The 26,079-nt window shown below is 41.8% G+C and carries 27 protein-coding genes; 9 read left to right on the plus strand and 18 right to left on the minus strand.

Features of this window, described 5'->3' with window-relative positions; all coding sequences use genetic code 11:
- Positions 1-12 precede the first annotated feature (12 nt).
- Positions 13-489 carry a DUF6495 family protein gene (locus Q0993_RS19265; protein ID WP_299536319.1) on the plus strand — a complete coding sequence of 159 codons (477 nt, stop codon included), beginning with the start codon at positions 13-15 and terminating at the stop codon, positions 487-489.
- 105 nt (positions 490-594) lie between these two features.
- Positions 595-1,971 carry a histidine--tRNA ligase gene (hisS, locus tag Q0993_RS19270; protein WP_299536323.1) on the plus strand — a complete coding sequence of 459 codons (1,377 nt, stop codon included), beginning with the start codon at positions 595-597 and terminating at the stop codon, positions 1,969-1,971.
- On the opposite strand, the gene Q0993_RS19275 is transcribed toward hisS, so the two are convergent.
- Together Q0993_RS19275 and Q0993_RS19280 are read right to left on the minus strand one after the other, a co-directional pair.
- The gene (locus tag Q0993_RS19275; RefSeq protein WP_299536327.1) at positions 1,966-2,514 is read right to left on the minus strand and encodes an NUDIX domain-containing protein; all 549 of its coding nucleotides are present in this window, start codon (positions 2,512-2,514) and stop codon (positions 1,966-1,968) included. The two genes, hisS and Q0993_RS19275, sit on opposite strands and share 6 nt — an antisense overlap.
- A 44-nt stretch (positions 2,515-2,558) precedes the next feature.
- The gene (locus tag Q0993_RS19280; protein WP_299536329.1) at positions 2,559-3,647 is read right to left on the minus strand and encodes a M42 family metallopeptidase; all 1,089 of its coding nucleotides are present in this window, start codon (positions 3,645-3,647) and stop codon (positions 2,559-2,561) included.
- A gap of 103 nt (positions 3,648-3,750) precedes the next feature.
- Between Q0993_RS19280 and Q0993_RS19285 the strand changes: the two genes are divergently transcribed.
- A complete protein-coding gene (locus Q0993_RS19285; protein WP_299536331.1) occupies positions 3,751-4,443 on the plus strand; it encodes a DUF4294 domain-containing protein in 693 nt (230 codons plus the stop codon).
- A gap of 25 nt (positions 4,444-4,468) precedes the next feature.
- Here the strand turns inward: Q0993_RS19285 and Q0993_RS19290 are convergent, their stop codons facing one another.
- Positions 4,469-4,708, minus strand: coding sequence for a DUF6095 family protein (locus Q0993_RS19290; protein WP_299536334.1), 240 nt, complete (start codon positions 4,706-4,708; stop codon positions 4,469-4,471).
- Between the two features lie 69 nt (positions 4,709-4,777).
- On the opposite strand from Q0993_RS19290, the gene Q0993_RS19295 reads away from it, so the two are divergent.
- A complete protein-coding gene (locus Q0993_RS19295; RefSeq protein WP_299536337.1) occupies positions 4,778-5,914 on the plus strand; it encodes a glycerate kinase in 1,137 nt (378 codons plus the stop codon).
- A 29-nt stretch (positions 5,915-5,943) separates the two neighbouring features.
- Here Q0993_RS19295 and Q0993_RS19300 read toward each other — a convergent pair whose 3' ends face one another.
- The 8 genes from Q0993_RS19300 to Q0993_RS19335 all read right to left on the minus strand — a co-directional run bounded on the left by Q0993_RS19300 (position 5,944) and on the right by Q0993_RS19335 (position 16,383).
- On the minus strand, positions 5,944-6,837 hold the full coding sequence (locus tag Q0993_RS19300) for a DUF4249 family protein (RefSeq protein WP_299536339.1): 894 nt from the start codon (positions 6,835-6,837) through the stop codon (positions 5,944-5,946).
- Positions 6,838-6,842: 5 nt separating this feature from the next.
- The gene (locus Q0993_RS19305; protein ID WP_299536342.1) at positions 6,843-9,218 is read right to left on the minus strand and encodes a TonB-dependent receptor; all 2,376 of its coding nucleotides are present in this window, start codon (positions 9,216-9,218) and stop codon (positions 6,843-6,845) included.
- Between the two features lie 115 nt (positions 9,219-9,333).
- Positions 9,334-11,553 carry an NADP-dependent isocitrate dehydrogenase gene (locus tag Q0993_RS19310; protein WP_299536345.1) on the minus strand — a complete coding sequence of 740 codons (2,220 nt, stop codon included), beginning with the start codon at positions 11,551-11,553 and terminating at the stop codon, positions 9,334-9,336.
- A gap of 715 nt (positions 11,554-12,268) precedes the next feature.
- Entirely contained in the window at positions 12,269-12,619 is a 351-nt protein-coding gene (gene rplS, locus Q0993_RS19315; RefSeq protein ID WP_299536346.1) for a 50S ribosomal protein L19, read from the minus strand.
- A 147-nt stretch (positions 12,620-12,766) separates the two neighbouring features.
- The gene (trmD, locus tag Q0993_RS19320; protein WP_299536348.1) at positions 12,767-13,441 is read right to left on the minus strand and encodes a tRNA (guanosine(37)-N1)-methyltransferase TrmD; all 675 of its coding nucleotides are present in this window, start codon (positions 13,439-13,441) and stop codon (positions 12,767-12,769) included.
- Between the two features lie 19 nt (positions 13,442-13,460).
- Positions 13,461-13,916, minus strand: a complete 456-nt coding sequence (locus Q0993_RS19325) for a GNAT family N-acetyltransferase (RefSeq protein ID WP_299536350.1) — start codon at positions 13,914-13,916, stop codon at positions 13,461-13,463.
- Positions 13,917-13,955: 39 nt separating this feature from the next.
- Complete coding sequence (locus tag Q0993_RS19330) at positions 13,956-14,576, minus strand: tRNA (guanine-N1)-methyltransferase (protein WP_299536352.1); 621 nt, start codon at positions 14,574-14,576, stop codon at positions 13,956-13,958.
- 412 nt (positions 14,577-14,988) lie between these two features.
- Positions 14,989-16,383 (minus strand): trypsin-like peptidase domain-containing protein, encoded by a 1,395-nt coding sequence (locus Q0993_RS19335; protein WP_299536355.1) that lies wholly within the window; start codon positions 16,381-16,383, stop codon positions 14,989-14,991.
- A gap of 135 nt (positions 16,384-16,518) precedes the next feature.
- Between Q0993_RS19335 and dapF the strand changes: the two genes are divergently transcribed.
- The 4 genes from dapF (at position 16,519) to Q0993_RS19355 (ending at position 19,627) form a co-directional block, all read left to right on the plus strand.
- Positions 16,519-17,295, plus strand: coding sequence for a diaminopimelate epimerase (gene dapF / locus Q0993_RS19340; RefSeq protein WP_299536357.1), 777 nt, complete (start codon positions 16,519-16,521; stop codon positions 17,293-17,295).
- The gene (locus Q0993_RS19345) at positions 17,295-17,810 is read left to right on the plus strand and encodes a GNAT family N-acetyltransferase (protein WP_367279649.1); all 516 of its coding nucleotides are present in this window, start codon (positions 17,295-17,297) and stop codon (positions 17,808-17,810) included. The genes dapF and Q0993_RS19345 overlap by 1 nt, the downstream gene beginning before the upstream one ends.
- On the plus strand, positions 17,810-18,853 hold the full coding sequence (gene mltG / locus Q0993_RS19350; RefSeq protein WP_299536359.1) for an endolytic transglycosylase MltG: 1,044 nt from the start codon (positions 17,810-17,812) through the stop codon (positions 18,851-18,853). Before Q0993_RS19345 ends, mltG begins: the two co-directional genes overlap by 1 nt.
- A 144-nt stretch (positions 18,854-18,997) precedes the next feature.
- Positions 18,998-19,627 (plus strand): hypothetical protein, encoded by a 630-nt coding sequence (locus tag Q0993_RS19355; RefSeq protein ID WP_299536361.1) that lies wholly within the window; start codon positions 18,998-19,000, stop codon positions 19,625-19,627.
- Positions 19,628-19,684: 57 nt separating this feature from the next.
- On the opposite strand, the gene Q0993_RS19360 is transcribed toward Q0993_RS19355, so the two are convergent.
- The 3 genes from Q0993_RS19360 to dnaA are packed head-to-tail and all read right to left on the minus strand — an operon-like array spanning position 19,685 to position 22,297.
- Positions 19,685-20,398: an SAM-dependent methyltransferase gene (locus Q0993_RS19360; RefSeq protein ID WP_299536364.1), complete on the minus strand. Its 714-nt coding sequence runs from the start codon at positions 20,396-20,398 to the stop codon at positions 19,685-19,687.
- Positions 20,399-20,404: 6 nt separating this feature from the next.
- On the minus strand, positions 20,405-20,866 hold the full coding sequence (locus Q0993_RS19365) for a low molecular weight protein-tyrosine-phosphatase (protein WP_299536366.1): 462 nt from the start codon (positions 20,864-20,866) through the stop codon (positions 20,405-20,407).
- 6 nt (positions 20,867-20,872) lie between these two features.
- Positions 20,873-22,297, minus strand: a complete 1,425-nt coding sequence (gene dnaA / locus Q0993_RS19370) for a chromosomal replication initiator protein DnaA (RefSeq protein WP_299536369.1) — start codon at positions 22,295-22,297, stop codon at positions 20,873-20,875.
- A gap of 207 nt (positions 22,298-22,504) precedes the next feature.
- On the opposite strand from dnaA, the gene Q0993_RS19375 reads away from it, so the two are divergent.
- Positions 22,505-22,906, plus strand: coding sequence for a thioesterase family protein (locus tag Q0993_RS19375; RefSeq protein WP_299536372.1), 402 nt, complete (start codon positions 22,505-22,507; stop codon positions 22,904-22,906).
- On the opposite strand, the gene Q0993_RS19380 is transcribed toward Q0993_RS19375, so the two are convergent.
- The 4 genes from Q0993_RS19380 to ribD are packed head-to-tail and all read right to left on the minus strand — an operon-like array spanning position 22,903 to position 26,068.
- Positions 22,903-23,517, minus strand: coding sequence for a YigZ family protein (locus tag Q0993_RS19380; protein WP_299536374.1), 615 nt, complete (start codon positions 23,515-23,517; stop codon positions 22,903-22,905). The genes Q0993_RS19375 and Q0993_RS19380 overlap by 4 nt on opposite strands.
- Positions 23,517-24,380 carry an EamA family transporter gene (locus Q0993_RS19385; RefSeq protein WP_299536376.1) on the minus strand — a complete coding sequence of 288 codons (864 nt, stop codon included), beginning with the start codon at positions 24,378-24,380 and terminating at the stop codon, positions 23,517-23,519. The genes Q0993_RS19380 and Q0993_RS19385 overlap by 1 nt, the downstream gene beginning before the upstream one ends.
- Positions 24,361-24,984, minus strand: coding sequence for an HAD family phosphatase (locus Q0993_RS19390; protein ID WP_299536377.1), 624 nt, complete (start codon positions 24,982-24,984; stop codon positions 24,361-24,363). The genes Q0993_RS19385 and Q0993_RS19390 overlap by 20 nt, the downstream gene beginning before the upstream one ends.
- Positions 24,977-26,068: a bifunctional diaminohydroxyphosphoribosylaminopyrimidine deaminase/5-amino-6-(5-phosphoribosylamino)uracil reductase RibD gene (ribD, locus tag Q0993_RS19395; protein WP_367279650.1), complete on the minus strand. Its 1,092-nt coding sequence runs from the start codon at positions 26,066-26,068 to the stop codon at positions 24,977-24,979. Before ribD ends, Q0993_RS19390 begins: the two co-directional genes overlap by 8 nt.
- Positions 26,069-26,079: the final 11 nt, after the last annotated feature.

Raw genomic sequence — 26,079 nt, forward strand, 5'->3', positions numbered from 1 at the left:
TAATTTTGCCCCATGAAATATACAAGACTTACCAAGCAACAATTGGAAGAGTTGCATAAGGAGTTCATCAATTTTCTAGCAACCCAGTCCATTACATCGGACGAATGGAAAACCATGAAAGAAGAGAAACCCCAAGTGGCCGAAGAAGAGTTGGACGTTTTTAGCGACCTTGTTTGGGAGGGTGTACTGACCAAGGTGACGTACTTGGAAAACATTTCAGCACAGCATATGCACTTGTTCCTTTGTTCGGAAAAGGAAATGAAATTGATTTCCGTAAAAGTTAGGAACCCAGAGGCGGACTTGACTACGAAAGTGGGGTTTAATTGGTTTAAGAAGAACTGGCAATCCGATTATGTGGAGTACCTCACAGCTTCCAAGGCCTATTCTGAAGATAAGAACTTGGATAAATTTAATCTGATAAAACAGGGCGCGGTTATTACCAAAGGTGAGCTATACCAATGGTTTGAAAAAGTAATACAAGCTCCTTGACAACCCCGAAAGCTTGACAACAGACCGTAAAGAATTATATTTGTCCAGATTTCAAAGTGCGGTTTCCTTGGCTATGTCGAAGGAAGGGCCGAATAATAAGTTACAATGGCACAAAAACCAAGCATTCCCAAGGGAACCAGGGATTTCTCACCTACCGAGGTCAATAAGCGCAACTACATTTTTGATACGATTAAAAAGCATTTTCAGGTTTTTGGTTTTCAACCTATAGAGACCCCATCCTTTGAAAACTCCGAGACCCTTATGGGGAAATATGGGGATGAAGGCGACCGACTTATTTTTAAGATTCTGAATTCCGGAGATTTTCTAAGTAAGGTCGATGATATTACCTATAGTTCCAAGAATGCAAATTTATTGGTTCCAAAAATATCTGAGAAGGCCCTCCGTTATGACTTGACCGTTCCTTTTGCACGCTACGTGGTAATGCACCAGAATGAAATCGCCTTTCCTTTTAAGCGCTATCAAATACAACCCGTATGGCGAGCGGACCGACCTCAAAAAGGACGATTCCGTGAGTTTTACCAGTGCGATGCCGATGTGGTCGGGGCAAATTCCCTTTTACAGGAAGTGGAATTGATACAACTGTATGATGCCGTTTTCACCGACCTAAAATTGAGAGGTGTCCCTATGAAATTGAACAATAGAAAGATCTTGGCGGGTATCGCAGAGATCATTGGGGCAAAACAGCTATTGGTGGATTTCACCGTGGCCCTGGATAAGTTGGATAAAATTGGGGAGGAAGGCGTAAAACAAGAAATGCTTGACAAAGGTATTTCAGAATCATCCGTTGCAAAGGCTGCTCCCCTGTTTTCACTTACCGGAAGCGGCGAAGAAAGGTTAAGTGTACTTAAGAATTTGCTGCAAGATTCCGAACAGGGTCTGGAGGGTATTTCGGAGCTGGAATTTATAATGGATACAGTAAAGGAAATCGGCCTAAAATCCGCACAGCTTTCCTTGGATGTTACCTTGGCACGTGGACTCAATTATTACACCGGCACCATTTTGGAAGTAGGAGCACCGGAGGGCGTAAAAATGGGTTCCATAGGCGGTGGTGGAAGATATGATGATTTAACTGGAATATTTGGCTTAAAGGATGTGAGTGGCGTGGGTATTTCCTTTGGCTTGGATCGCATTTATCTGGTATTGGAAGAGTTGAATCTTTTTCCCCAAACCTTGGAACAGTCGACACAAGTACTCTGTCTTAATTTTGGGGAAAAGGAAGCCTTGGCTTCCTTGAAGTTGATCAGCGCACTTCGGGAGTCGGGAATCAAAGCTGATTTGTATCCGACCAATGCGAAGATTAACAAGCAGTTTAAATACGCCAACAATCGAAATGTACCCTATGTAATCCTTATAGGTGAGGAAGAACTAACGGAACATACTTTTGTGGTCAAGGATATGGCCAGTGGGGGACAAAAGACTTTTTACCTCGATTCCATAAAAGATTTTACTGCCTCCTTATAGTCTTTTTCGTATTTCCTGCACAATATGCTCGTAATACGAAATTTCGTGGGGAACGTATTTCCCTATGTTGGCCAAACCCCAAGTCTCTTCGGAAAACTGAATTAGTGGGATCAAATCCAAGCGTTCAACCTCACTTTCCTGTTTTTTTAGGTTTTCCAATGGAAGCTTCAACTCACATAAAAAGGTATGATGGAACTCGCAATCGATCAAATCCTCACGATGTTTATGAATAGAACTAAAGACCCCAATTTTTTCCAGATCCCTTTCCGAGATGGAAAGCCCTATTTCCTCTTCCACTTCGCGTATTGCCGAGGCCTCAATAACTTCTCCAGCACCAATATGCCCTGCAACGGAAACATCCCAGAGTAGGGGATGGGTATCCTTGTCCTTGCCCCGTTGTTGTATCAGTATCCTTCCATCTTTGGTGTATAACCAAACGTGAATGGTAGGATGAAACCATCCCTTGGCATGTGCTACGGACTTCATCGCGGTCTTTCCCGTTGGGTTGCCCATATCATCCAGAATATCAATGAGCTCATCCATGATATGTCACAAATAGGGTTTCCAAGGGAAGCGTTGAAATCTATTTATTCGAAATAACTAAATGTCTCTCCGCTTTCAATATTCAAAACGGTTTCATAGATCAATCGGATAACATTCTCTATGTCATCACGGTGAACAGTTTCCACGGTAGTATGCATATACCGAAGAGGTAATGAGATCAAAGCGGATGCCACACCTCCGTTACTATAAGCGAAGGCGTCTGTATCCGTTCCCGTTGATCGTGAAGCCGCCAAGCGCTGAAAAGGAATATTTTTCTTTTCAGCAGTTTCGATAATTCGTTCCCGAAGCTTGTTCTGTACTGCGGGCGCATAGGAAATTACAGGTCCGGCCCCGATTTCGGTATGCCCCTCCTTTTTTTTATCTATCATTGGGGTGGTGGTGTCATGACACACGTCCGTAATAATGGCCACATTGGGCTGTATGGTCTGGGTGATCATTTCAGCGCCACGGAGCCCTATTTCCTCCTGAACCGAGTTTGTGATATAAAGCCCGAAGGGTAACTTTTTCTTGTTTTCGTGAAGTAAACGGGCTACTTCCGCCACCATAAATCCACCGGCCCTATTGTCTATGGCACGGCAAACGAATTTATCCTTGTTCAGAATATGGAACTCATCGGGATAGGTAATCACGCAACCTACATGAACCCCCATTTTTTCTACCTCTTCTTTGTCCTTGGCCCCGATATCTATAAAAATATTATCCAGTTTGGGAGGTTGTTCCTTGCTCCTGTCCCGGGTGTGGATGGCGGGCCATCCAAAAATACCTTTGACAACCCCTTTTTTGGTATGGATGTTTACCCATTTAGATGGGGCGATTTGGTGGTCGCTTCCCCCATTCCGAATAACATACAGAAGGCCATCATCCGTAATGTAGTTTACGTACCATGAAATCTCATCGGAATGCCCTTCAATGACTACTTTGTATTTCGCATCAGGATTAATGACCCCCACCGCCGATCCATACGTGTCCGTAATGAACGTATCCACGTAGGGTTTTAGATAATCCATCCATAGTTTTTGTCCTTCCCATTCATATCCTGTGGGAGCGGCATTATTGAGGTATTTCTCAAAAAAATCAAGGGACTTTTTGGTCAATATTTTTTTTTCGCTCATGTAGTCTTTGTTTGAATGCAAACTTAGCAATATTCACTTTTAATTAATAATATGGGCCATTATTTATCGTTAATTTTGGAAAGGCAATCACCGAACTGAGTATATGAGAGAAAGATACCTATTGGTCCTATTTTCCTTGGTTTTCATTTGTGGCAACACACAAGTAAAGGAGAAGGTACTTGACTCGGTTGCCGAAAAATTAATCATCATCGAGGGCGATTCGTTATTGCAGAATTCCATAGCCCTGGATGAAGTCTACGTATTCAGTAAGCTCGAATTCGGTTCCTACAAGGAAAAACTCCGATACTATATATTGAGGCGCAAAACACTTAAGGTATATCCCTATGCCAAATTGGCGGCGGAACGGCTTGTTGAACTCAATGATAGTCTTTCAAAAATTAAAAGAAAAAGGAAGCGAAAAAAGTATACAAAAAAGGTACAAAAATACATCGAAGGGGAATTTTCCGAAGAACTGAAGAAGCTAACACGTACAGAGGGGCAAATACTGGTGAAACTTATTTATCGCCAAACCGGTACGACCGCTTTTAACCTAGTAAAACAGCTTCGGAGTGGTTGGCGCGCTTTTTGGTATCAAACCACGGCTAAACTGTTCAAAATCAGCATAAAGGAAGAATTTCACCCAGACCTGGTACATGAGGATTATCTTATAGAGGACATTTTACAACGTGCTTTTGCTTCTTACCGGTTGGAGCGGCAAGAATCGGTCTTGGATTATGATTATGCAGCACTTAATAACAAATGGAATAAAACAAGGGATGCACAAAAGAAAGATTAGTTTTTTGAACTTTTAAGTTTCTGGACTACTGCTTATCCTGAACCTTTTTGTTGAACAAGGAATCCACTATTAATTTAATACTGTAGAATCCCATTGAAATGGCGGTTATGGCAAGGATAAGGCCTGTAATCAAAACGGGCCAATACCAAGGGTGTTCTTGATTTTTAAATGCCTGAAACAGCACTACAGGAGCGGTAAACATTAAGGCAACAGTATATAAAAGGAATTTCACTCCCTTGACCAGCATTTTTTTATCCGTTTCCATTGTCGATAATCAATAGCAATAACCAAATGTAAGGAATATGGCCTATATTTAGGTAGATAAGGCTTTGTTATGAATATACTTATTATTCCCGATAAATTTAAGGGCTCCCTTACGGCCAAGGAGGTGATTACCGCAATTTCAAATGGTATCCGAGCAACAATTCCAGATACAAATTTGTTCTCCGTTTTGGCGTCGGATGGCGGTGATGGCTTTCTGAATGCCGTATCCGAAAACTTGGATTGCGAATTGATCACCATGGATACTGTTAACCCCTTAGGTAGGCCGATAAAGGCGGAATATCTTTTAAACCGCTCAGAGGGCGTGGCCTATATTGAATTGGCCAAATCCTCCGGTCTGGAGCTTTTGGGGGTCAAAGAACGCAATGCCATGATTACTTCCACCTACGGTACAGGGCTTCAAATCTCGGATGCCATTTCAAAGGGTGCAACTTCCATTCATGTTGGTTTGGGTGGTAGCGCTACCAACGACGGGGGCACTGGAATAGCCCGGGCATTGGGCTATCGGTTTTTGGACGGTTCCGGGAAGGATTTAGACCCTAATGGGGAAAACTTATCAAAAATAAGAACTATTAAAAGAGAGGAAGCTTTTCAAAACCTGGAAGCCATTTCCTTTTATGCCGTAAATGACGTGGACAATCCGCTCTTTGGAGAAACAGGGGCCGCCCATATTTATGGAAGACAAAAAGGAGCCAATGGTTCGGAGATCGCTATGCTGGACCAGGGCTTACGTAATTTGGATATCATAGTGCAGGACGCATTGCATAAGCATCTAGCCCAGAATCCGGGTGCGGGAGCTGCAGGTGGAACAGCTTATGGGTTACAGGCTTTTCTAAATGCCGAATTCATATCGGGCGTCGATTTCGTGTTGAATCTTACGAGGGTCAAAGAACTGCTCAAAAAAGAAAGTATAGACTATATCATTACGGGCGAGGGAAAATTCGATGACCAGACTTTACATGGTAAACTGATTAAGGGAGTTGTGGATTTAGGAAGGAACAACGAGGTACCCGTGCTAGTGGTCTGCGGACAGTCAGAGGTAACTGCCGAAAAATTAGGCTCACTGAATATTGCTGCAATCTTGGAAATAAAGGACGATACCAAGCCTCTGCACTATAATATGGAAAATGCCGCCTTACTAACGGAAAAAGCCGTTTCTACTTTTTTTGGAAACTTGGCCGATACCTAAGAAAATCGGAATAGCGTACAAAACCGTAGTTACTCTATGATTAAAGATGAGCTAAAAGATTGGCTTACGGCAAAATAGCCTAGGGGAAACCCTTCCCTGACATTTTCAGGATCTATGCCTTCTACTTCTTCCAAGGAATCAATATTCTCAAAATCGATATCATTGATGTCTACGCCTGTAACATTAATTATGTTGCCCCGAACCGTAGCGGTAGGCGTCTGAAAAGGGCCTTGGTCGCCACCACTTTGTACGATGAGCTGGTTCATGTAGTTATAAAACCCGATATCTACGCCCATTAGACTTATTTGCAGTTCCTCCCCTTCATCCAGTCCATCATCGTAAAAATACGAGAACTCGAATCGTTGACCCTCGTAAAAGAGGTCCTCAGAAACCAAGTATTCATCAAAATCAAGGTCAAAAAGATAAAAATCCTGTCGGTCAGGGGCGTCTATAAAGGAAATTATTATCTCGGTCTCATCGCCGCTAAACAGTGTCTCGTCCCCTTGGGACAATTGTTCTATGGGAACGGCAGGAACATAGTTCGTTAGAGCGGCATAGTTTTGGTCCTCATGGGTTATGGAGAGCAACAAACGCCCCGAAGTAAAAAACGATGTGTCCTCTTGTCCTTCATATATTCCGGGACTTGTTTGGTTGAGTGTTATAAAACTCGGGATACCCGTCCCATCCAGCTGATCCAGGTTTACAATGGTAATGTTCTGCAAATCCGCAGGCGGGATATCATCAAAAAATGAACTGGTAAGCCCGGCATTTACACGAACCCGGGTGGTTGGGTCACTCTCGTCTATTCGTATAAAAGCATCAATAAAAAGACGCGAATCCACTTCCGGTAGATCTACTTCAACGACATCCTCACATCCAATAAATATCAGGAAGACCAATCCAAGAAAACCAATCTTTTTCATCGTCCTTAAAATTTAAAATTATAGGTCACAGCAGGTACCACACCAAATATGGAGGTGCGTATGGCTTCATTGACTCCGGTATCCACATTCCTTTGGAAATTTATGGATGCCGCATTTCTTCTATTATATACGTTGTAAATGCTAAAGACCCATTCACCTTTTACCTTTCTGTTCCTGTTTTTACGAGGGGTAAGGGTAGCCGAAAGATCCAATCGATTATAGGAAGGCAGGCGTTCCGCATTTCTAGGACCATAAAAGGGCACGGTGAGCCCTTGGAATTCAAATTGTCCAATGGGATAGTTGGTCGGTTGGCCGGTTTGAAAGACAAAATTGGTGTTGAAGCTCCACTTTTCGTTCAATTTATAACTTCCGAAAAAGGAAAGGTCATGTGTCTTGTCAAATGGAGTCCTATACCATTCCCCGTTGTTTATACCCGTTTCTTCTGGGGTCCTCCCGGGGGTGCGTTGTTCCGATTTGGAAAGGGTGTAGGCCAGCCAACCCTGAAAATCGCCTTCATTCTTTCGCAACAGGAACTCAAGACCATACGCCCTTGCCGTACCGTTTAAAATTACCTGTTCTATGGCATCGTTGGCAATAAGGTTGGCACCGTCAATATAGTCTATGCGATTTTGGATATCCTTATAAAATGCCTCCACTTCAAGTGCATATTCCCCTCCCTTTATATTCCTAAAAAAACCAAGGGCGTATTGATCTAGCAACTGTGGTTCAACGAACGGCCCACTAGGGGTCCAAACATCCAACGGAGTAGGGGAGCTGGTGTTGGACAGAAGATGAAGATACTGTGCCAGGCGCGTATAACTTGCCTTTATGGAGCTATTTCCGCTTAGGGTATAGGCCAATGAAAAACGCGGTTCAAAATTATTGAAAGTAGCCAAGCTACCCCCTCTACCAAGGTTAACGACATCAATTGGGATGGCTTCTTGATAGATCAACGAAAGAGGATTGAAAATCACAGGATTATTATCCTCATACACAAGTAGTTCATCCTGTCCTAGGCGAATAAAATTGCTGAAGCGAAACCCATAGCCTAGGCTAAGGTTTTCGGTTACCTGGTGTTCAAAATCTACGTAAGCTGCAAATTCATTGGCGTACTTCTCCGTCAATTGGTCCTCTACGATCCCAGAATTACTGTTACTAGGTTCAATTTTTCCCGGATTAAAGCTATAGTAGATATTGTTGACTCCGTAATTGATCCGTAATTTATCACTGATATAGTGTTTTAAATCGTATTTAACGTTGAAATTCTGAATACCCGAATTCCAGTTGAAACCGACAAAATCGAGCTTTAGGCCATAATAATAATCCGAATAAATAAGGGAGAGGTTGGAGAAGAGTTTATCCGAAAACAGATGGTTCCACCTTAAATTACCCACTGAATTACCATAGGTATTTACAAAATTATCGCTGATTCCGAAAACATCCCTACCAAAATATCCAGATAGGTATAAATTATTTCTTTCATTAAGCTTAAAATTGATTTTAGTGTTCAGGTCAAAGAAATAGGCCGTATTATCAATATCAAATAGAGGCAAGAACAGATGCGCATAGGAAGCCCGTCCACCAATGAGAAATGCCGCCCTGTCCTTAATTATGGGAGCCTCCACAAGTAGACGGCTGGCAACGGCTCCTATCCCCCCGTTTATTTTAAGTTCCTTACTGTTACCCTCCTTCTGAAAAATATCCAGTACAGAAGATAGCCTACCACCATATCTTGCAGGAATCCCTCCCTTGTATAATTTAATATCCTTAATGGCATCTGGATTAAACACGGAGAAAAACCCAAAAAGATGGGATGAGTTAAAAATGATGGCCTCGTCCAATAATATCAGATTTTGATCTACTGCACCGCCCCGGACATTATATCCGGATGCGCCTTCACCCGCATTGGTAACTCCCGGAAGCAGAAGTATGGATTTGATCACATCAGCCTCTCCAAGAATCACGGGTATTTTTTTTATAGTTCCAACAGACAGGGCATTTACGCTCATCTGCGGTTTTTTTATGTCCAGTTTTTCCGCATTTTCCGTCACGATTACCTCTTCCAGTTGCTCAGCTTCCTCCGTCATTTGGAAATTGAACCTTTGATTTTCGGATAATGAAATTTTTGTGACGATATCCTGAAAACCCAAATAGGTGACAAGAATATCATATTCGCCTTCGGGAAGAGTGATGGAATAGAAACCATACTCGTTTGTAGTAACACCTGTTCCCAATTCGGGGACCACTATGGTAACCCCTATGAGGGTCTCATTGCTGGATGCTTCCGAGATAGTGCCGCTTAACGTAAATTTTTGTTGCGAATACGAAAAAGAGGAAAAACAAAGAAGAACGATTAAAAACGTCCTCGAAAGTTGATTCATTCAAGCAATTTTTTCTAAAAGTAAAGAGAAAAAAATCGATCGTAAAAACGTTAACATTTCTTTAAATGAAAAATGTTCGGTTTTAGTGATTCCAGTAAAAATCCTCAGCTATTCCCTAAATTCTCGAAAGAATTTTATTCAAGGTAACACTTGGTCGCATGACATTGGAAACTTTTTCATTGTCAGGTTTGTAGTAACCACCAATATCCTGAGGACTTCCTTGGGCCGCTATCAATTCATTTTTGATTTTGGATTCGTTCTCCTCCATCTCTTGTGCAACGGTAGTAAAGGCAGATTTTAGCTCCTGGTCTTTGTCTTGATCGGCCAAAGCCCTGGCCCAATACATGGCTAGTTTAAAGTGACTTCCCCGTGTATCCCGTTCATTTACTTTTCGGGAGGGTGCCTTATTATTTTGTAGAAATACTTCAGTAGCCTTGTCCAGGGCATCCGCCAGAACACAGGCTTTTTTGTTACCGTTCTTTTCTCCATAGAAATCGAGGGAAACCCCAAGGGCCAGGAATTCTCCCAAGGAGTCCCATCGTAGGTGTCCCTCTTCCAGGAATTGCTCAACATGTTTAGGGGCAGATCCACCGGCTCCTGTTTCGAAAAGACCTCCTCCATTCATTAAAGGTACTATGGACAACATTTTGGCACTGGTGCCCACCTCTAGAATTGGAAAAAGGTCGGTAAGATAATCCCGCAATACATTGCCAGATACGGAAATAGTATCCTTACCTTCCTTTAAACGTTGCAACGTAAACTTTGTAGCCTCCACGGGAGATAGAATTCTAATATCCAGCCCTTTGGTATCCTGAAGGGGAAGATATTCGTTAACTTTCTTGATCAATTCGGCATCATGGGCGCGATCTTTATCCAACCAAAATACGGTGGGGGTTTGAGTGGCCCTTGCACGTGATACCGCTAATTTCACCCAATCTTGTATAGGCGCGTCCTTTACTTGGCACATACGCCAGATATCCCCTTTCTCGACGGCATGTTGAATTAATGTTTCATCCGAATTTAGATCGATTACTTTTACCACACCATCGGATGGAATTTCAAATGTCTTATCATGGGACCCGTATTCCTCAGCTTTCTGGGCCATAAGTCCAACATTTGGAACGGTACCCATGGTTCTGGGATCAAAGGCACCATGCCTTTTGCAAAATTCTATGGTGGCCTCATAAATTCCTGCGTAACTACTGTCCGGTATTACGGCTTTTGTATCTTTTGATTGCCCCTTGGAATCCCACATTTGACCTGAATTACGAATCATTGCGGGCATCGAGGCATCAATGATGACATCGCTGGGCACATGGAGATTGGTAATTCCCTTGTCTGAATTGACCATTGCTAAATCCGGTCCTTCGGTAATGGACCTTTCAATATCTGATTCAATTTCTGTTCTTGTATCTTGGGGAAGTCCCCTTACTTTGTTCAAAAGATTTTCCAGTCCATCATTGGCACTCACGCCAACGGTTTCTAAGATATCCCCATGCTTTTCAAAGACTTCTGAAAAGAAGGCCTTTACGGCATAACCGAATATTATAGGGTCGGAGACCTTCATCATTGTCGCCTTCATATGTAGGGAGAACAACACACCTTGTTCTTTGGCATCCCTTACTTGCTCCTCTAAAAAACCGATCAAGGCTTTTTTGCTCATGACGGTGGCATCAATGATTTCCTTTTCCAAGAGTGATATTTTATCCTTTAGGATAACAGATGTACCATCATTTTTCAACAATTCTATGGTAACATCGGTGGCATGGGCCAAGGTCAATGACTTTTCATTGGATTTGAAATCTCCATGCCCCATGGTAGCCACATGGGTCTTGGAATCGGGACTCCAATTTCCCATGGAGTGGGGATTCTTTTTGGCAAAATTTTTCACCGCTCTTGGAGCCCTACGGTCGGAATTTCCTTCACGCAAGACCGGGTTTACCGCACTTCCCTTTATACTGTCATAGCGGGATTTAATTTCCTTTTCTTTTTCAGTTTTGGGTTCATCCGGATAATTTGGTAAAGCATATCCCTGAGCTTGAAGTTCTTCAATGGCCTCCTTTAATTGGGGGATAGATGCACTTATATTGGGTAGTTTAATGATGTTGGCTTCTGGACTTTTGGCCCACTTTCCAAGTTCTTCAAGGTTATTGGGAAGTCGTAAATCCGGGGTCAGAAAATCCGGAAACCTGGCTATAATTCTTCCTGCCAATGAAATATCCTTGGTCTCAATAGTTATTCCGGACGATTTAATAAATGCTTTTACTATGGGAAGAAAGGATTGGGTCGCCAAGGCGGGAGCCTCATCGGTTTGGGTATATAAAATTTTTGGCATCTAAACTCTCGGTTTGTATTAAGCGGAGCAAATATACAATTTTATAGATGCCTAGCGGACTGCATAATTTGATTTATCCGTTGACCATTAGAACCGAGGTATTCAGTTAAACTCTAGTGCAATAAATCCGTTGAATTGAAAAGAACAAAAGCCATATCATTGTACGGATACATTGATATGGCTTTCTAGAAACAGCTAGCAAACTGTGTGTTCTGTATTTACAACGGAACCGCAGCCATCGACTGCATTTGCATCACCGTTCATACGTTTGAAACATCTTTTGTCCTTAATTATTAAACCAAGCAACTACTTGATGCCTCTTTTTGTTGTCTTAATGTACTTATCCTAGAAACACCACCGAAGCGTTGTATCCAATGTAAAGAACATCCACATAAAAGATGCCAAGAACGACAGTCCTAGGCTATTATGCTCGCCTACGTGAAAAACTGGAAGCAATTTGCACTGCAACTCAAAATCTCAACAGGTTAAACAACAATATAAAGAACGTGAACTTTACAGCGATTTAAAATCATATTTCTCCAAATATTTCCTTTAAATCACTCTTAAATATACCATAAATATCCGTAATGGCAAAAAATTGTAAGAAATTAAAAATCAACATAATATGAACTATTATTATTAACAATTGTTCATAAACAAAAAACCCTATCACATCGTAATAGGGATAGGGTTATTCTAATATTCTTGTGAAATCCTATGATCGAACTTCCTTTATTCTTGCTTTTTTCCCGGTAAGGCCTCTAAAGTAAAAGATTCGTGCTCTACGTACCTTGCCCTTTTTATTGATTTCAATTTTTTGTAGGGCCGGCATGTTAATTGGAAATATTCGCTCAACCCCTACAGTACCAGACATTTTACGAATAGTGAATGTCTCGGTGGCGCCGGAGCCCCTTCTCTGTATTACGACGCCCCTAAAGAACTGGGTACGTGTCTTTTCACCTTCCTTAATTTCGTAGTAAACCGTAATGGTATCTCCTGCAGAAAAATCTGGAAATTCATTTTTGGGAATAAACTCGTCTTCAACAAATTTTAGTAGTGACTCCATGGTCTGATATTTATCGTATTTCTTAAACCAACATTCACGATTTTCGTCAGAGGTTGATTTAACAGAGTGCAAAAATAGTTTATAAATTAGAAACTACAAGCTATTCCTTATAATTTTTGATATTGTTCCGGCAACTTAAATTTAAGGTTATTGCAAGAGATCTGGTCTAAGGTTTTCCGTCCTTTTAAGGGCCTCTTCTTCCCGCCAACGTTCAATTTCCGGAAAGTTACCACTTAAAAGAACATCGGGAACCTTCATTCCCTTATACTCTGAAGGTCTTGTATATACCGGTGGGGCGAGAAGATTGTCTTGAAAGGTATCCGTTAGTGCCGAAGTTTCATCGTTAAGTACACCGGGAATCAATCGGATGATGGTATCGCATAAAACTGCAGCCCCTAACTCACCGCCGGATAATACATAGTCCCCTATGGAAATCTCCTTGGTAATCATGGAGTCCCTTACCCTTTGATCAACGCCCTTATAATGACCGCACAGTATAATGATATTTTTTAGTAGGGACAGTCCATTGGCTGTTTTCTGATTCAATGTTTCGCCATCAGGTGTCATATAAATAACCTCATCATAGAGGCGTTCTGATTTAAGGGACGAGATACAGCGGTCAATAGGTTCGATCATAAGTACCATTCCAGCGCCCCCGCCAAACTGGTAGTCATCCACTTGCTTATAGCTATGGTCCGTATAGTCCCTCAAATCATGAAAATGGACTTCTACCAATCCTTTCCCAATGGCCCTTTTTAAAATGGATGCCTCAAAAGGGCTACGAAGTAATTCCGGTAGGACGGTAATGATGTCGATACGCATCGGGAAAAGGTTTATGGATTTATTCTGGAATCCAAAAGTAATGAAACCAGCGCGAATCCTTTTTCCAACCTAACCGTTCATAGAGTTTTTGGGCGGGATTATCAGTTTCAGTCTCCAAGGCCAGTCCTTTATAGCCCAGTTTCACGCAATATTCCTTTGCCTTTTCCAAAAGAGCTTCACCTATTCCCATTTTTCTATATGCCTTATCTACAAACAAGTCGTTGAGAATAAATATTGGTTGCAGGGAAGTAGAGGAAAATGTAGTATACAATTGGGTAAAACCAACTGGTTTCTCATTGTGCAAAGCGAGAAACAGTATCGATTCGTTGCGATCAAATCGCTCCTCAAGAAATTTCCGGGCCGCTTCAGGATTCGAGTTCCGGCCATAGAACACCCTGTACGCATCAAATAAAGGGACAATTAAGGGAATATGGCCCTTTTGGGCCTTAAGAATAGAAACCATTGGATTTTTCAAATAAGCCCCAAGATTGAAATTGTAGATATAAGAACAACCTTATTTGGACTTTTTATACTTGTTTATCTCGTCCTGTAACTGCCTACTGATTCGTTGCTCCCGCTCCAAAGCCCTCCTTCTATGATCTTCGTATTCCGTTTCCAACTCAGAAAGATTTTGTTTGGCCTCCTGGGTAAGGATATTGCTTTTTCGGAATCTATAGATAAAGAGCAAAAGCAACACCAAAAGTCCTGTAATTATAGTCCACAAAATGAAATTATAGGTCCCTTTGGAAACTTGAATGCCCAATAAAGACATACTATCCTTTTCCTGCGAAACGCTGGTAAGGTTGTTGGTAGTTTCCTCCAATTTTTTGTTCAAGGAGGCAATGGTAGTCTCATGGCCAGATATGGTGGCTCTTAATTCATTGGCCCTTTTGTTGAAGGAGTCCAATGTGTCCAGAACATTTTTACGCAGTTTGTCCAAGGATATGACCCGTACTACCTCATAACGTTTACCATCTGCACGATAATTACCTGATTTTTTATATACAAACTCGAATTGATCGTTTATCGGACCGCTGTCCAGGGACAGTTCCGGTTGAGCGCCTTGGCCTTGCACAAATTGTAGGTGAAATGCAAATAGGACCACAATGGTGAACAGTATCTTAAAACTTTTCATTTTTAAGTAATTCTTAAGTAATGTTAAATTAATGATTTAGAGTGGGACTAAAGTAACCTAATATTATCAATTAAGAAAAAAATTCGATGATTAGGTAGGGTTTGTGTAGAATTTTCCTTATCCGTTGGGATGTTATCAATTCTATCCGATTTTGATTAATAACTAGGTATACCTTTTTGTTTTGGAAATGTGTTTGGACAGTCGTACGATTCGGTGTGCATAGCCCAACTCACGATGATACCGGATATTTTGGCGCAATGTTTTTTCCCTTTTCGGATACCATGGTGGCGTTGCTGTCATAAACAGTGGAGGCTAAAACTCTTATCGTATCCGAACATACCACTTCTTTTGTTGTTTTACATGGAAAACAAAAAAACGCCCTAATGAAGGGCGTTTTTCAATAGATATTTTTTTATTGAAAGATGAGTCGTTCCCTTTCCCCATCCTCATTAAGCATGGTGATGCTTGTCTTGCCATATCTGCTAATGGCACCAAATAGGATTCGTGCTTCTTGTATACTATTGATTTCCTCACCGTCTACGGCAAGTAATACCTTGCCATTCAATCCATAGCCGCGGTAGGTTTCAGGAACTCCCACAATTTTCACCCCTTTTTTGGTCCTAAAGCGTTTTTTATCCTGATCGGTAAGGTTCTTTACCTCAAATCCCATTACAGGAACAATCAAAGTCTGTCTTTCCTTTAGCAAGACCTCTGCCTGTAACGATTCCCCATCACGTTCAAAGGTGACTTCGACGGTATCCCCAGGTCTCTTGGTAGAAACGTAGCCCGTGAGATCTGGCAACTTACGCACCCGAATATTATCGATTTGTTTTATCACATCCCCACGTTGTAGACCTGCTTCGTCAGCTCCCATTCCTTTCTCGATACCATCTATATAGACCCCATCGATATTTTTAATGCCTTTCTCAGCGGCATAAGGAGTATTTAAACGTATTGGGGTAATTCCTAATAGACCTTTCTGTACATTGCCATATTCCATAATATCCTCAACGACCTTTTTGGCGATATTACTTGGTACCGCAAAGGCATAGCCCACATAAGAGCCGGTTTGGGAGGTTATGGCTGTATTAATGCCAATTAGGTCGCCATTGGTATTTACCAATGCTCCGCCACTATTTCCCGGATTTACCGCCGCATCCGTCTGAATAAAGGATTGGTCGGCTTTTCCCAATGCCCTTGCCTTTGCACTAACAATTCCTGCTGTAACCGTGGAGGTTAGATTAAACGGATTGCCCACGGCTAGCACCCATTCTCCAATCTTAGTATCGTTGGAGTCTCCAAATGCCAAATAGGGCAGAGATCGGTCTGCATCTATTTTTAGCAGGGCAATATCGGAATTGGGGTCGGCCCCAATGAGTTCAGCTTCGTAGGTCTGGTTGTTGTTTAAGGTCACTTGGAGTTGATTGGCCTTATCTATCACATGATTATTGGTTACAATATAACCATCTGGTGTTATAATGACTCCTGATCCGGAACCTACCTGTGCTTTTTGGGTGCCTCCGGAACCGTAGAAGAAATCGAAAAGATTGCTCGGCCCCCGGCTTAGGGTAACATTTTTTACGTGCACCACGGCATTGACCGTATTTTCGGCGGCAACAGTGAAATCCACTTCATTGATACCTGAACCTTTGGCCGATGTTGGCGTATAACTTGTAGCAAGTACTGGTGTTTCATTGGTTTCTGAGACCACTTCATAGTTGGTCTTTTCAAAAAATAGCTTATAAGTGCCGAGCGTAATGACTCCTGCAAAAATGGCAACCAATAAAGAACTTCCTATTTTTTTCATATGTAGTTTTTCTAAAAATTTTAAAATACGGCATAAAATTAACAGAATTCCAGGCAGATCTGTATTCGTTTAACGACTTTTTAACTCCCAAAATTAGCTTAAATAAAGTCCTATCTTTGTACCGCAAACGGTGTTATGAAACTTACTTTTTATAAATATCAAGGGACAGGGAACGACTTTGTAATGATTGACAATCGCCAGAGGATTTTCCCTAAAAAGGATTCCAATCTGGTATCCTCCTTATGTGATAGGAGATTCGGAATCGGTGCGGACGGACTTATTCTGTTGGAAGAAGATCCGGATTCCGGTTTTGGTATGGTTTATTACAACGCAGACGGAAATGAAGGTAGCTTATGCGGCAATGGCGGAAGGTGCTTTGTAACCTTTGCAAAACATTTGGGCCTCATTGAAGATAAAATGGTTTTTAGAGCTGCGGATGGTGCTCATGAGGCAAGTGTTACCGGGGATATTGTGAGTTTAAAGATGCAGGATGTATCGGATATACGGCAGAAGCCCAATGCTATCTTTTTGGATACGGGCTCTCCCCACCATGTCCAATTAATTCAAGGACTCTCCAATTTTAAGGTAGTCAAAGAAGGGGCAAGATTGCGTTATGGACTATATGGCAAGTCTGGAAGTAACATTAATTTTGTACAACCGTCTGAAAATGGATCTTTTACCGTAAGGACCTATGAAAGGGGCGTGGAAGATGAAACGCTGTCATGTGGCACAGGAGTTACGGCCGTGGCCCTGGCTATGCATAATATTGGGAAATTGCAACAACAGGAGGCAAAAATACAGACCCAGGGAGGAGAACTAAAAGTGACCTTCAATGTCGAAGATGGGAAATATACCGATGTTCATCTTGTTGGTCCGGCCAAATTAGTGTATAAAGGTGAAATTAAATTTTGATGCTCAGGGGTAAACATATCTATTTGCGGACCTTGGAACCAGAGGATTTGGAATTCTTATACCGCTTGGAGAATAATCCCGAGGTGTGGGAGATTAGTGGTACTTTGATTCCATATTCCAAGCACGTTTTAAAACGGTATTTGGAAAATGCCCATCGCGACATTTATGATGTTAAACAATTGCGTTTGTGCATCTGCACCACAAATGATGTTGTTATTGGCTTTGTAGATTTGTTTGACTTTGACCCTAAGAATAGGAGAGCCGGTATTGGGATTATCGTGGTTGCCGATGAGCAAAATAAAGGAGTAGGTTCTGAGACCTTGGAGCTTTTGTGCGATTATGCTTTTTCAGTATTGGATGTAAGGCAGTTATATGCCAATGTAACTACGGATAACGAAAGAAGTCTGCACCTATTTAGCAAAATGGGATTCCAACAAGTTGGAATTAAAAAAGACTGGATTTATTGTAATGGACGTTATATGGACGAAGCTTTGCTTCAAAAGATAAATACGTAATGTATATCAAAAGAATCTTACTGGCCATTGTATTGATTGGACTCGTTGTTGGAGGGCTATTTGCATACAAAGTATACAACGCCATTTTTTCTCCAAATACTTCCTTTGCCAACAATGAGGCCTTTATCTACATCAAATCCGATGCCTCTTTTGCAGAAGTAAGGGAACTTTTAGATCCTTTATTGGAGGATTTGGATTCCTTTGAACAGATTGCCAAAAGAAAAGGATATGCCTCCAAAATCAAGGGAGGTAAATACGCTATTACAAAGGGGATGAACAACAACGAAATAATCAATTCCCTACGCAGCGCCAATATTCCGGTAAAGGTTTCTTTTAATAACCAGGAAACCTTGGAAAATTTGGCCGGTAGGGTGGCTTTCCAAATTGAAGCGGATAGCGTATCCCTGGTACAGGCCTTTAAGGATGATGCATTTCTAAAACCCAATAATTTTAATGAAGACTCCAGCTTGGGAATGTATATTCCGAACAGTTACGAGTTTTTTTGGAATACCTCCGCTGAAGGATTCCGTGAGCGGATGCTAAAGGAATACAATCGGTTTTGGAATGCGGAACGGTTGAGTAAGGCCAAGGAATTGGGGCTTTCCCCAGAGGAAGTGGTAACTTTGGCCTCTATTGTACACAAGGAATCCGCTAAAATCGATGAAAGGCCAAAGGTAGCGGGATTGTATTTAAACAGACTACGTAAGAATATGCGCTTGCAGGCCGACCCTACCGTGATTTTTGCTTTGAAAAAGCACGCAAATGACTTTGACATGGTGATAAAGCGCGTACTATACAAGGATTTAGAGTTGGATTCTCCTTACAATACATACATGTATGCTGGATTACCTCCAGGGCCTATTGCTATGCCCGACATTTCTGCCATTGATGCCGTTCTGAACCCGGAAAAGCACAATTACTACTATTTTGTGGCCAATGTAGAGAATTTTGGTTATCATAAATTTGCCGAGACTTTGGCACAACATAACCGGAATAAGGTGCAATACATCCGTTGGATTAACGCCCAGAAAATTAGGAGATAGGCCACTAATCCAATTTTTAGGACATGTTAACTAAAATTGGATATTTTTAACAAAGTCTTGGAAAACAACCGTGAAATGGGATTTATCTTTGTACCGTGAAATTTAAGCAAACTATATAGTTGTAAGTCTTAAGAAAATCATGGTATGAAAAGAGGTATAATCTTTTTTTGTCCCTTGATCTTACTTTTTATTTTAACGAGTTTTGGGAACAAAGCCAAGATGGTAAAGGTTCCTGAGACCCTTAAAGTAAAAGAACCTACTGAAGTTTTGTACCCCAAAAACAAAACTGCGATAAGCGCTACTATGGTTGCACCTCCCTTTTTGGGGAGTTCCTACATTGGCTTTAAGGAGGCCCTGGCCTTCAAGGAGTCACAAGGAAACTACTTTACGACCAATACCTTGGGATATTTGGGAAAATATCAATTTGGTATTGGAACCCTACAACTTATGGGGGTATACAGCGCAACAAGTTTTCTGAACGACCCCATCTTACAGGAAAAAGTGTTCTACACCAATATGGCTAGGAACAAATGGATTCTAAGGCGAGACATCAAACGATTTGTAGGGAAACGAATCCGAGGTGTGGAGATTACCGAATCTGGAATGTTGGCGGCGGCACATTTGGCCGGACCGGGTAATGTGAAAAAGTATCTTAGGTCTTATGGAAAGATGGATGTTGCGGATGAATATGGTACGAATATAGCCGACTACATTCGGAAATTCTCAGGTTATGACGTTTCTTACGTTACCTCGAAACGGAACCCGAAGATTTAAAATATTAGTTATATATGAAAATGGATAGGTCCGGTCGGAAACGACCGGATTTATTTTTTATCCCTGTATGATGAATATGGTGGGTCTTTTGTGCAACTCAACCCTGTTCTTTTTCCAATCCCGAACGGGCCGTGTAAGGATAAACTCGGTAGGGAGGGTGATATCGGCAGCAATGCAAAGCCTGGTATTTATGGATAGGGACCTTAAAAGTTCGCTCAACAATTTGTCGTTTCGATAAGGGGTTTCAATGAAAATTTGGGACTGTCCCTTTTCCATGGATAACCGCTCCAATCGTTTTATCTCTTTTTTCCGTTCAGGTGCATCTATAGGCAGGTAACCGTTAAAGGCAAAATTCTGACCGTTGAAGCCGCTGGCCATCATGGCCAATAGTATGGAAGATGGACCGATCAGCGGAATAACCTGGATATTTTTGTCGTGGGCAATTCTCACCACCTCGGCCCCTGGATCCGCTATTCCTGGACAGCCCGCCTCGGAGAGAACCCCTATATCAAGACCTTCGAGGCAGGGTATGAGAAAACCAGGAATCTCTTGGGAATCCGTGTACTTGTTCAAAACCTGTATCCTTAAATTAGATTGGGACTTTCTAGGGCTTAATTTTTTGATAAAGCGCCTGGCGGATTTTTCGTTTTCCACCACATAATGATTAATTTCCTCTATAACTTGTTTTATGGAAATAGGTAATACCTCAAGGGGAGCAATATCCCCAAGGGTGGATGGAATAAGATACAATTTGCCTTCGGCCTTGGCCATTGGTAACTAAGATTGGTTTTCTAATTTTCGGGCGATTTCGGAACAGGCCTTATCGATAAGGTGAAACACCTTTTCGAAACCGTCCCCAGAGCCATAGTAGGGGTCGGGAACTTCCCGAATTCCGGACTCCACTTCATCCAACAACATTTTTACCTTTCTGATGTGGTCTTCATTTCGCGCCAACGCGATTACATTGCTGTAATTACTATGGTCCATGGTATAAATTAGGTCAAAATCATCGAAATCCTTGGGGGAGAATTGTCTACATCTTTGGCGGGTAATGTCTATTCCATATTTTCGGCTTACGGCAATACTACGTTCGTCCGGTTTATTACCCAAATGATAACTTCCCGTACCTGCGGAATCAACTACAACTTTTTTTGGATCCACTTTGCTTTGTAAAATGCCCTCGGCCAATGGCGACCTACAGATATTTCCTAGGCATACCATTAATACCCTGGTGGTCATAAATTGTCAGGAAAGCTTTTTGGTTAGGTCATCGATATACTTACGGAATTGTTTGTCCGTTTCCGCAAGGTTGTCAACGGTCTTGCAGGCATGCAATACCGTAGCATGATCACGTTTCCCTATTTGGGAACCAATGCTGGCCAAGGAAGCCTTGGTGAATTTTTTCGCAAAGAACATGGCCAATTGCCTCGCCTGGACAATATGTCTTTTTCGGGTTTTGGATTGAAGAGTGGCCACATCCATCTCGAAGTAATCGGACACCACTTTTTGGATGTAGTCAATGGAAACTTCACGTTTGGTGTTCTTTACAAATTTTTCCACCACCTGTTGGGCCAGTTCCAAGGTCACTTCCTTTTTGTTAAAGGAAGACTGGGCAATCAACGATATTATAGCCCCTTCCAGTTCCCTGATATTAGTTTTTATATGCTTGGCTACATAATCCACGATATCATCGGGCATTTCCACCCCATCTCGGTATAACTTATTCTTAAGGATGGATATCCGTGTCTCATAATCCGGATTCTGCAATTCAGCAGAGAGTCCCCACTTAAAACGGGACAATAAACGCTGTTCGATATCCTGCATGTCCACAGGAGCCTTATCCGAGGTAAGGACTACCTGCTTTCCATTTTGGTGCAAATGGTTAAAAATATGAAAGAACACATCTTGAGTACCCGATTTTCCGGATAGGAACTGCACATCATCTATAATGAGAACATCGATCAATTGATAGAAATGTATAAAGTCGTTCCGTGTATTCTTTTTTACGGATTCAATGTATTGTTGCGTAAATTTTTCAGCAGAGATGTAGAGCACTGTGCGTTCTGGATATTTATCCTTTATCTCCACCCCGATGGCATGCGCTAAATGTGTTTTCCCCAGACCTACGCCCCCAAACACCAAAAGTGGATTGAAAGAAGTACCTCCTGGCTTGTTAGCTACGGCCATACCCGCTGAGCGCGCCAAACGATTGGAGTCCCCTTCCAAAAAATTGTCGAAATTGTAGTTGGGATTTAGTTGCGATTCAATTTTTATGTTCCGTATTCCTGGAATGACAAACGGGTTTCTCAGTTCAGGGTTTTTGGATTTAATCGGAACATCCATTTCCTGGGCGCTTACGTGACTTCTGTTGGAGCTGGGTATCTTTTCGGTAAAGGGTTCGCGGTTGCCATAGGTGTTTTCCATGCGTATAATGTAGACCAATTTGGCCGTTTCCCCCAATTCCTTGGTGAGGGCAACTTTCAACAATTTTACGTAGTGCTCCTCCAGCCATTCGTAGAAAAATTTGCTGGGGACCTGAATGCTCAGTGCATTGTCAGTTAATTTGACCGGTTTTATCGGTTCGAACCAAGTTTTGAATGCCTGCGGTTGGATATTATCTTCGATAAAGGCCAAACAATTGTTCCATACGGAATTTGCAGTAACACTCATTTTTAAGTTTGTCTAATTTTGTTGGTTAGTGACTTTGTCAGTTAGTTGAAAATTGGTCGGAGCGAACCATACTTTCTGAGTGGGACAAATATGTGAACAATAATCCTAAAAAAAAAATCAATCCCTATTGAATTTACCCTTTTTTTTTCGCATGTTCCGGGCTATTCGTACAAAGCTTTTAAATATATACTTTTTAGTTGAAAAAATATGGATTTTAACGAAATTTCTTTTCGAATTCGTTACGGTGAAACCGATCAAATGGGAATTGTATATCACGGGAATTACCCGCAATATTTGGAGATGGGAAGGATTGAGTGGCTCAGGGCCCTCGGAATTTCCTACAAATTCATGGAGGAAACAGGAATATTGCTACCCGTAATTTCCCTGCAGATCAACTTCAAAAAATCGGCGGTTTATGACGACTTGGTCACGGTCAAAACCATACTCAAAAAACCGCCTATGGCACGCATCGAATTTGACTATGTCATTTACCGAAATTCCAATGAAATTTTGGCCACTGCGAATACGGTTTTAGCCTTTATGGATAGAGATACCAAACGCCCCAGAAGATGCCCTGATTATCTTTTGAAAAAGATAGATAGCCTCTAGGTCAAGATTTCTATCTTCAGACCTTGTATACCAATTAAGGTTCTTTGGGTATTTTCCAAATCCTTTTTATCAGATAGGAGGGTTATGCTACAATCCAACTCCAAGTTTTGGGATATAATTTCCAATTTTTGCCGTTTAATGGCGTGCATTACTTTGTTTAAGGAAACATAATCAAAGGTGAGCTTTAAACGTATCTTTATTCTTTTTTCCACTATGGATGAAGCTTCCAATGCCATTCGAGCCGTGCTTCTATAGGCATTGATGAGTCCACCTACGCCCAATTTGGTCCCTCCAAAAAAACGTACTACGGCTACGATTACATTGGTAATTTCAAAAGACTGTATTTGACCATGTATGGGTGAGCCTGCCGAATTTCTGGGTTCTCCATCATCATTCGCACGATATTGGATTTCATCTGCTCCTAATTGCCATGCGTAACAAACGTGATTGGCCTTGGGATATTTTTTCCTCAATTCTTCGAGAAGCGGTTTTATGCTTTCTACTGTATCTACCGGAAAAGCATAACCGTAGAACCTGCTCTTTTTGTCTGTAAAGATGACCACTTCGGAGGGTCGGGCCAAGGTTTTGTAGCTATTGGGTTTCCTTTCCATTAAAATAAGGCCACTAAAATGATGCTGATTATGGCTAGCGCAATTCCGCCCCAATTCTTTGGGCTTATATGCTCCTTAAAGAGGACAATGCCTAAAAGTGTGGAGAACATCACGATGGCCACATTATTGATTGTAAATACGGCCGCACTGCTTAGACTAGGGTGTTTTAAGGCGTGTAACAGATAATAAATGGAGAAATAATTAGGTATGCCCAATGCAATGCCGCTCAGGATGTCCTTAACCTTAAATTTCAAAGGTTCCCTAAAACTCTTTGAGACTAAAAGTAATAGACCTACCGATGCCGCGGCACCAAAGACCGTAGCGGAGAATAGCGGGAATTCATCGGCCTCAATATGGGTTTCCTGCACATATTTAAGACTAGTATCTATAATGCCGGAACCCAAAAATACCAATACTGGCAACCAAAGGGAAGCTTTTCCCAAAGTCACTGATTTTCCTTTTACCGATGCAAAATAAACGGCTGCAAGGGCAAGTAGAATTCCTGCTACTTGCAATGGACTTAGATGCTCCTTGTAAATAAGCACCCCAAAGACTACGGGAACCACCAGAGACATTTTTGTGGCTACTGATGCAACCGACACCCCGACACGTTGGGCCGTTGCCGCCATAAGATTGAATACTACGATAAAAAGGCATCCCAATACTAAAGTGCCCCAGAACCAGGGCTTTTGCGGAACATTATTAAGGGCAATCCGACCTTTGTAAAAAAACAACCCTACCGCAAAAGCGACCATGTAATTTATAATAATGGCATAAAGGGTATGTACCTTATGAACGGAGAAAAGCTTGAAAATAACAAAAATAAGACTGGAAAAAAGTATGCTAAGTGCTAGGTAGAACATCCCTTAACTTGCTTTTTAATTGGAGTATGTCCTCTTTGCCTACTTGTAAATTCCAGGTTCTAATACCTAATCTTTCGGCAGCTTCGGTATTCTCTAGGGTATCGTCCACAAAAAAGGTTTCGTTTGCCGATAAACCGTTTTCCTCCAGAACGAATTTAAAAATCTCGGCATTGGGTTTTCTTAAATGTATTTCGTGTGAAAGGTAGAACTGCTCAAAAGAATTCTTAAATCGTAAGTATTTTTGGGTACCCATAATCTGCTCCACATAAGGAATATGTAGGGCATTGGTATTGCTTAAAAGAAAAAGTCGATATCGATTTTCCTGTGCCAGCGCTTCGATAAACTCTAATCGTTCATCTGGAAAATCGAGTAACATGGCATTCCAAATGGCTTTTATCTGAATTGCCGAGGCCTTTGGATAGGCTATCTGCAGTTGTCCGATAAATTCTTCGGAATCTATTCCGCCTACTTCGTAACTTTCGTTAAGGGCTATTAGCTCCTGGGTAATACCATTGCCGCCCCATTTGGACATTTCCCGGAAAATAACCTCTTTATCCAGGTTGATGAAAACATCTCCAAAGTCTAAAATAATGTTCTTAATCATTTTGATAGGTGTGTAAAGTGTCGGTATGGATGGATTCAGTTTGTATAAGGTTACCTGAAAAATTAGGAGCTGCAACCCCATTTGCAAAGGTTTGGCTTCCTGTAAATACCCGGGCCTCGTCCCAAAGATTGTAGTTGATAAAAGTTTGAAGTGTTTGTGCGCCTCCTTCTATTAAAACGCTTAAAATCTGATGTTTATGCAAGATACTACAAATTTGTTCCACCAGATTGGCAGAAAAATCAAGGACTTCGTAGGTTATTCCTTCTGCATATAGTGAACTGTCTCTAATCGAGGTCAGGACAAGGGTAGGAATACTTCCGTCCAGGACGTGAAAATCTCTTTTGATTTTTAGATTTTGGTCCAAGACCACACGTAATGGGGAGGTCCCATGCCAATGCCGTACATCCAATCTCGGGTTGTCCTCTAAAACAGTCTGGGTGCCTACCAAAATGGCCTGTTCCTCACTACGCCATTGATGAACACGTTGCCTGGAGTGCCAATTGGTAATCCAATATGGTTCGGGGTCTTCGTTTCTGACCGATTTATCCGGGGCAATATAGCCATCCAGAGTCTGGGCCCATTTTAGTATAATGTAGGGTCTTGCCCTTTCTTGGAAGGTGAGGAAACGTTTGTGATGTTCCCTGCAGGCATCCTTTAGCACACCCAAAATAACCTCGCAACCGGCATCTCGCAATCGCTGAACACCCCTGCCGGATACCTTATCGTGAGGGTCCAAAATCCCAATGACAGCCTTGGGGATGGTATGTTTGATAATTAGATCGGCACAAGGTGGGGTCTTCCCAAAATGGGAGCATGGCTCCAAAGTAACGTAAAGCGTAGCTTCCCGTAAAAGCGATTTGTCTTTTACTGCTCCAATGGCATTGACCTCGGCATGCGGACCCCCATAAGGACTCGTAAAACCTTCCCCGATTATGTTGTCTTCATGTACAATAACACAGCCTACCGAAGGGTTGGGGGCTGCGGTGCCCAAGCCGTTTTTCGCCAATTGAATACAGCGTCGCATAAAGGGTTCATGGGTAGCCATATTTGTCTTTTGGGATATATCCTTTTGCTGTATCTTCACTTCGCAAAAAT

The sequence above is a fragment of the Ulvibacterium sp. genome (assembly GCF_028285715.1).
In the GTDB taxonomy this organism is placed as follows: domain Bacteria; phylum Bacteroidota; class Bacteroidia; order Flavobacteriales; family Flavobacteriaceae; genus Ulvibacterium.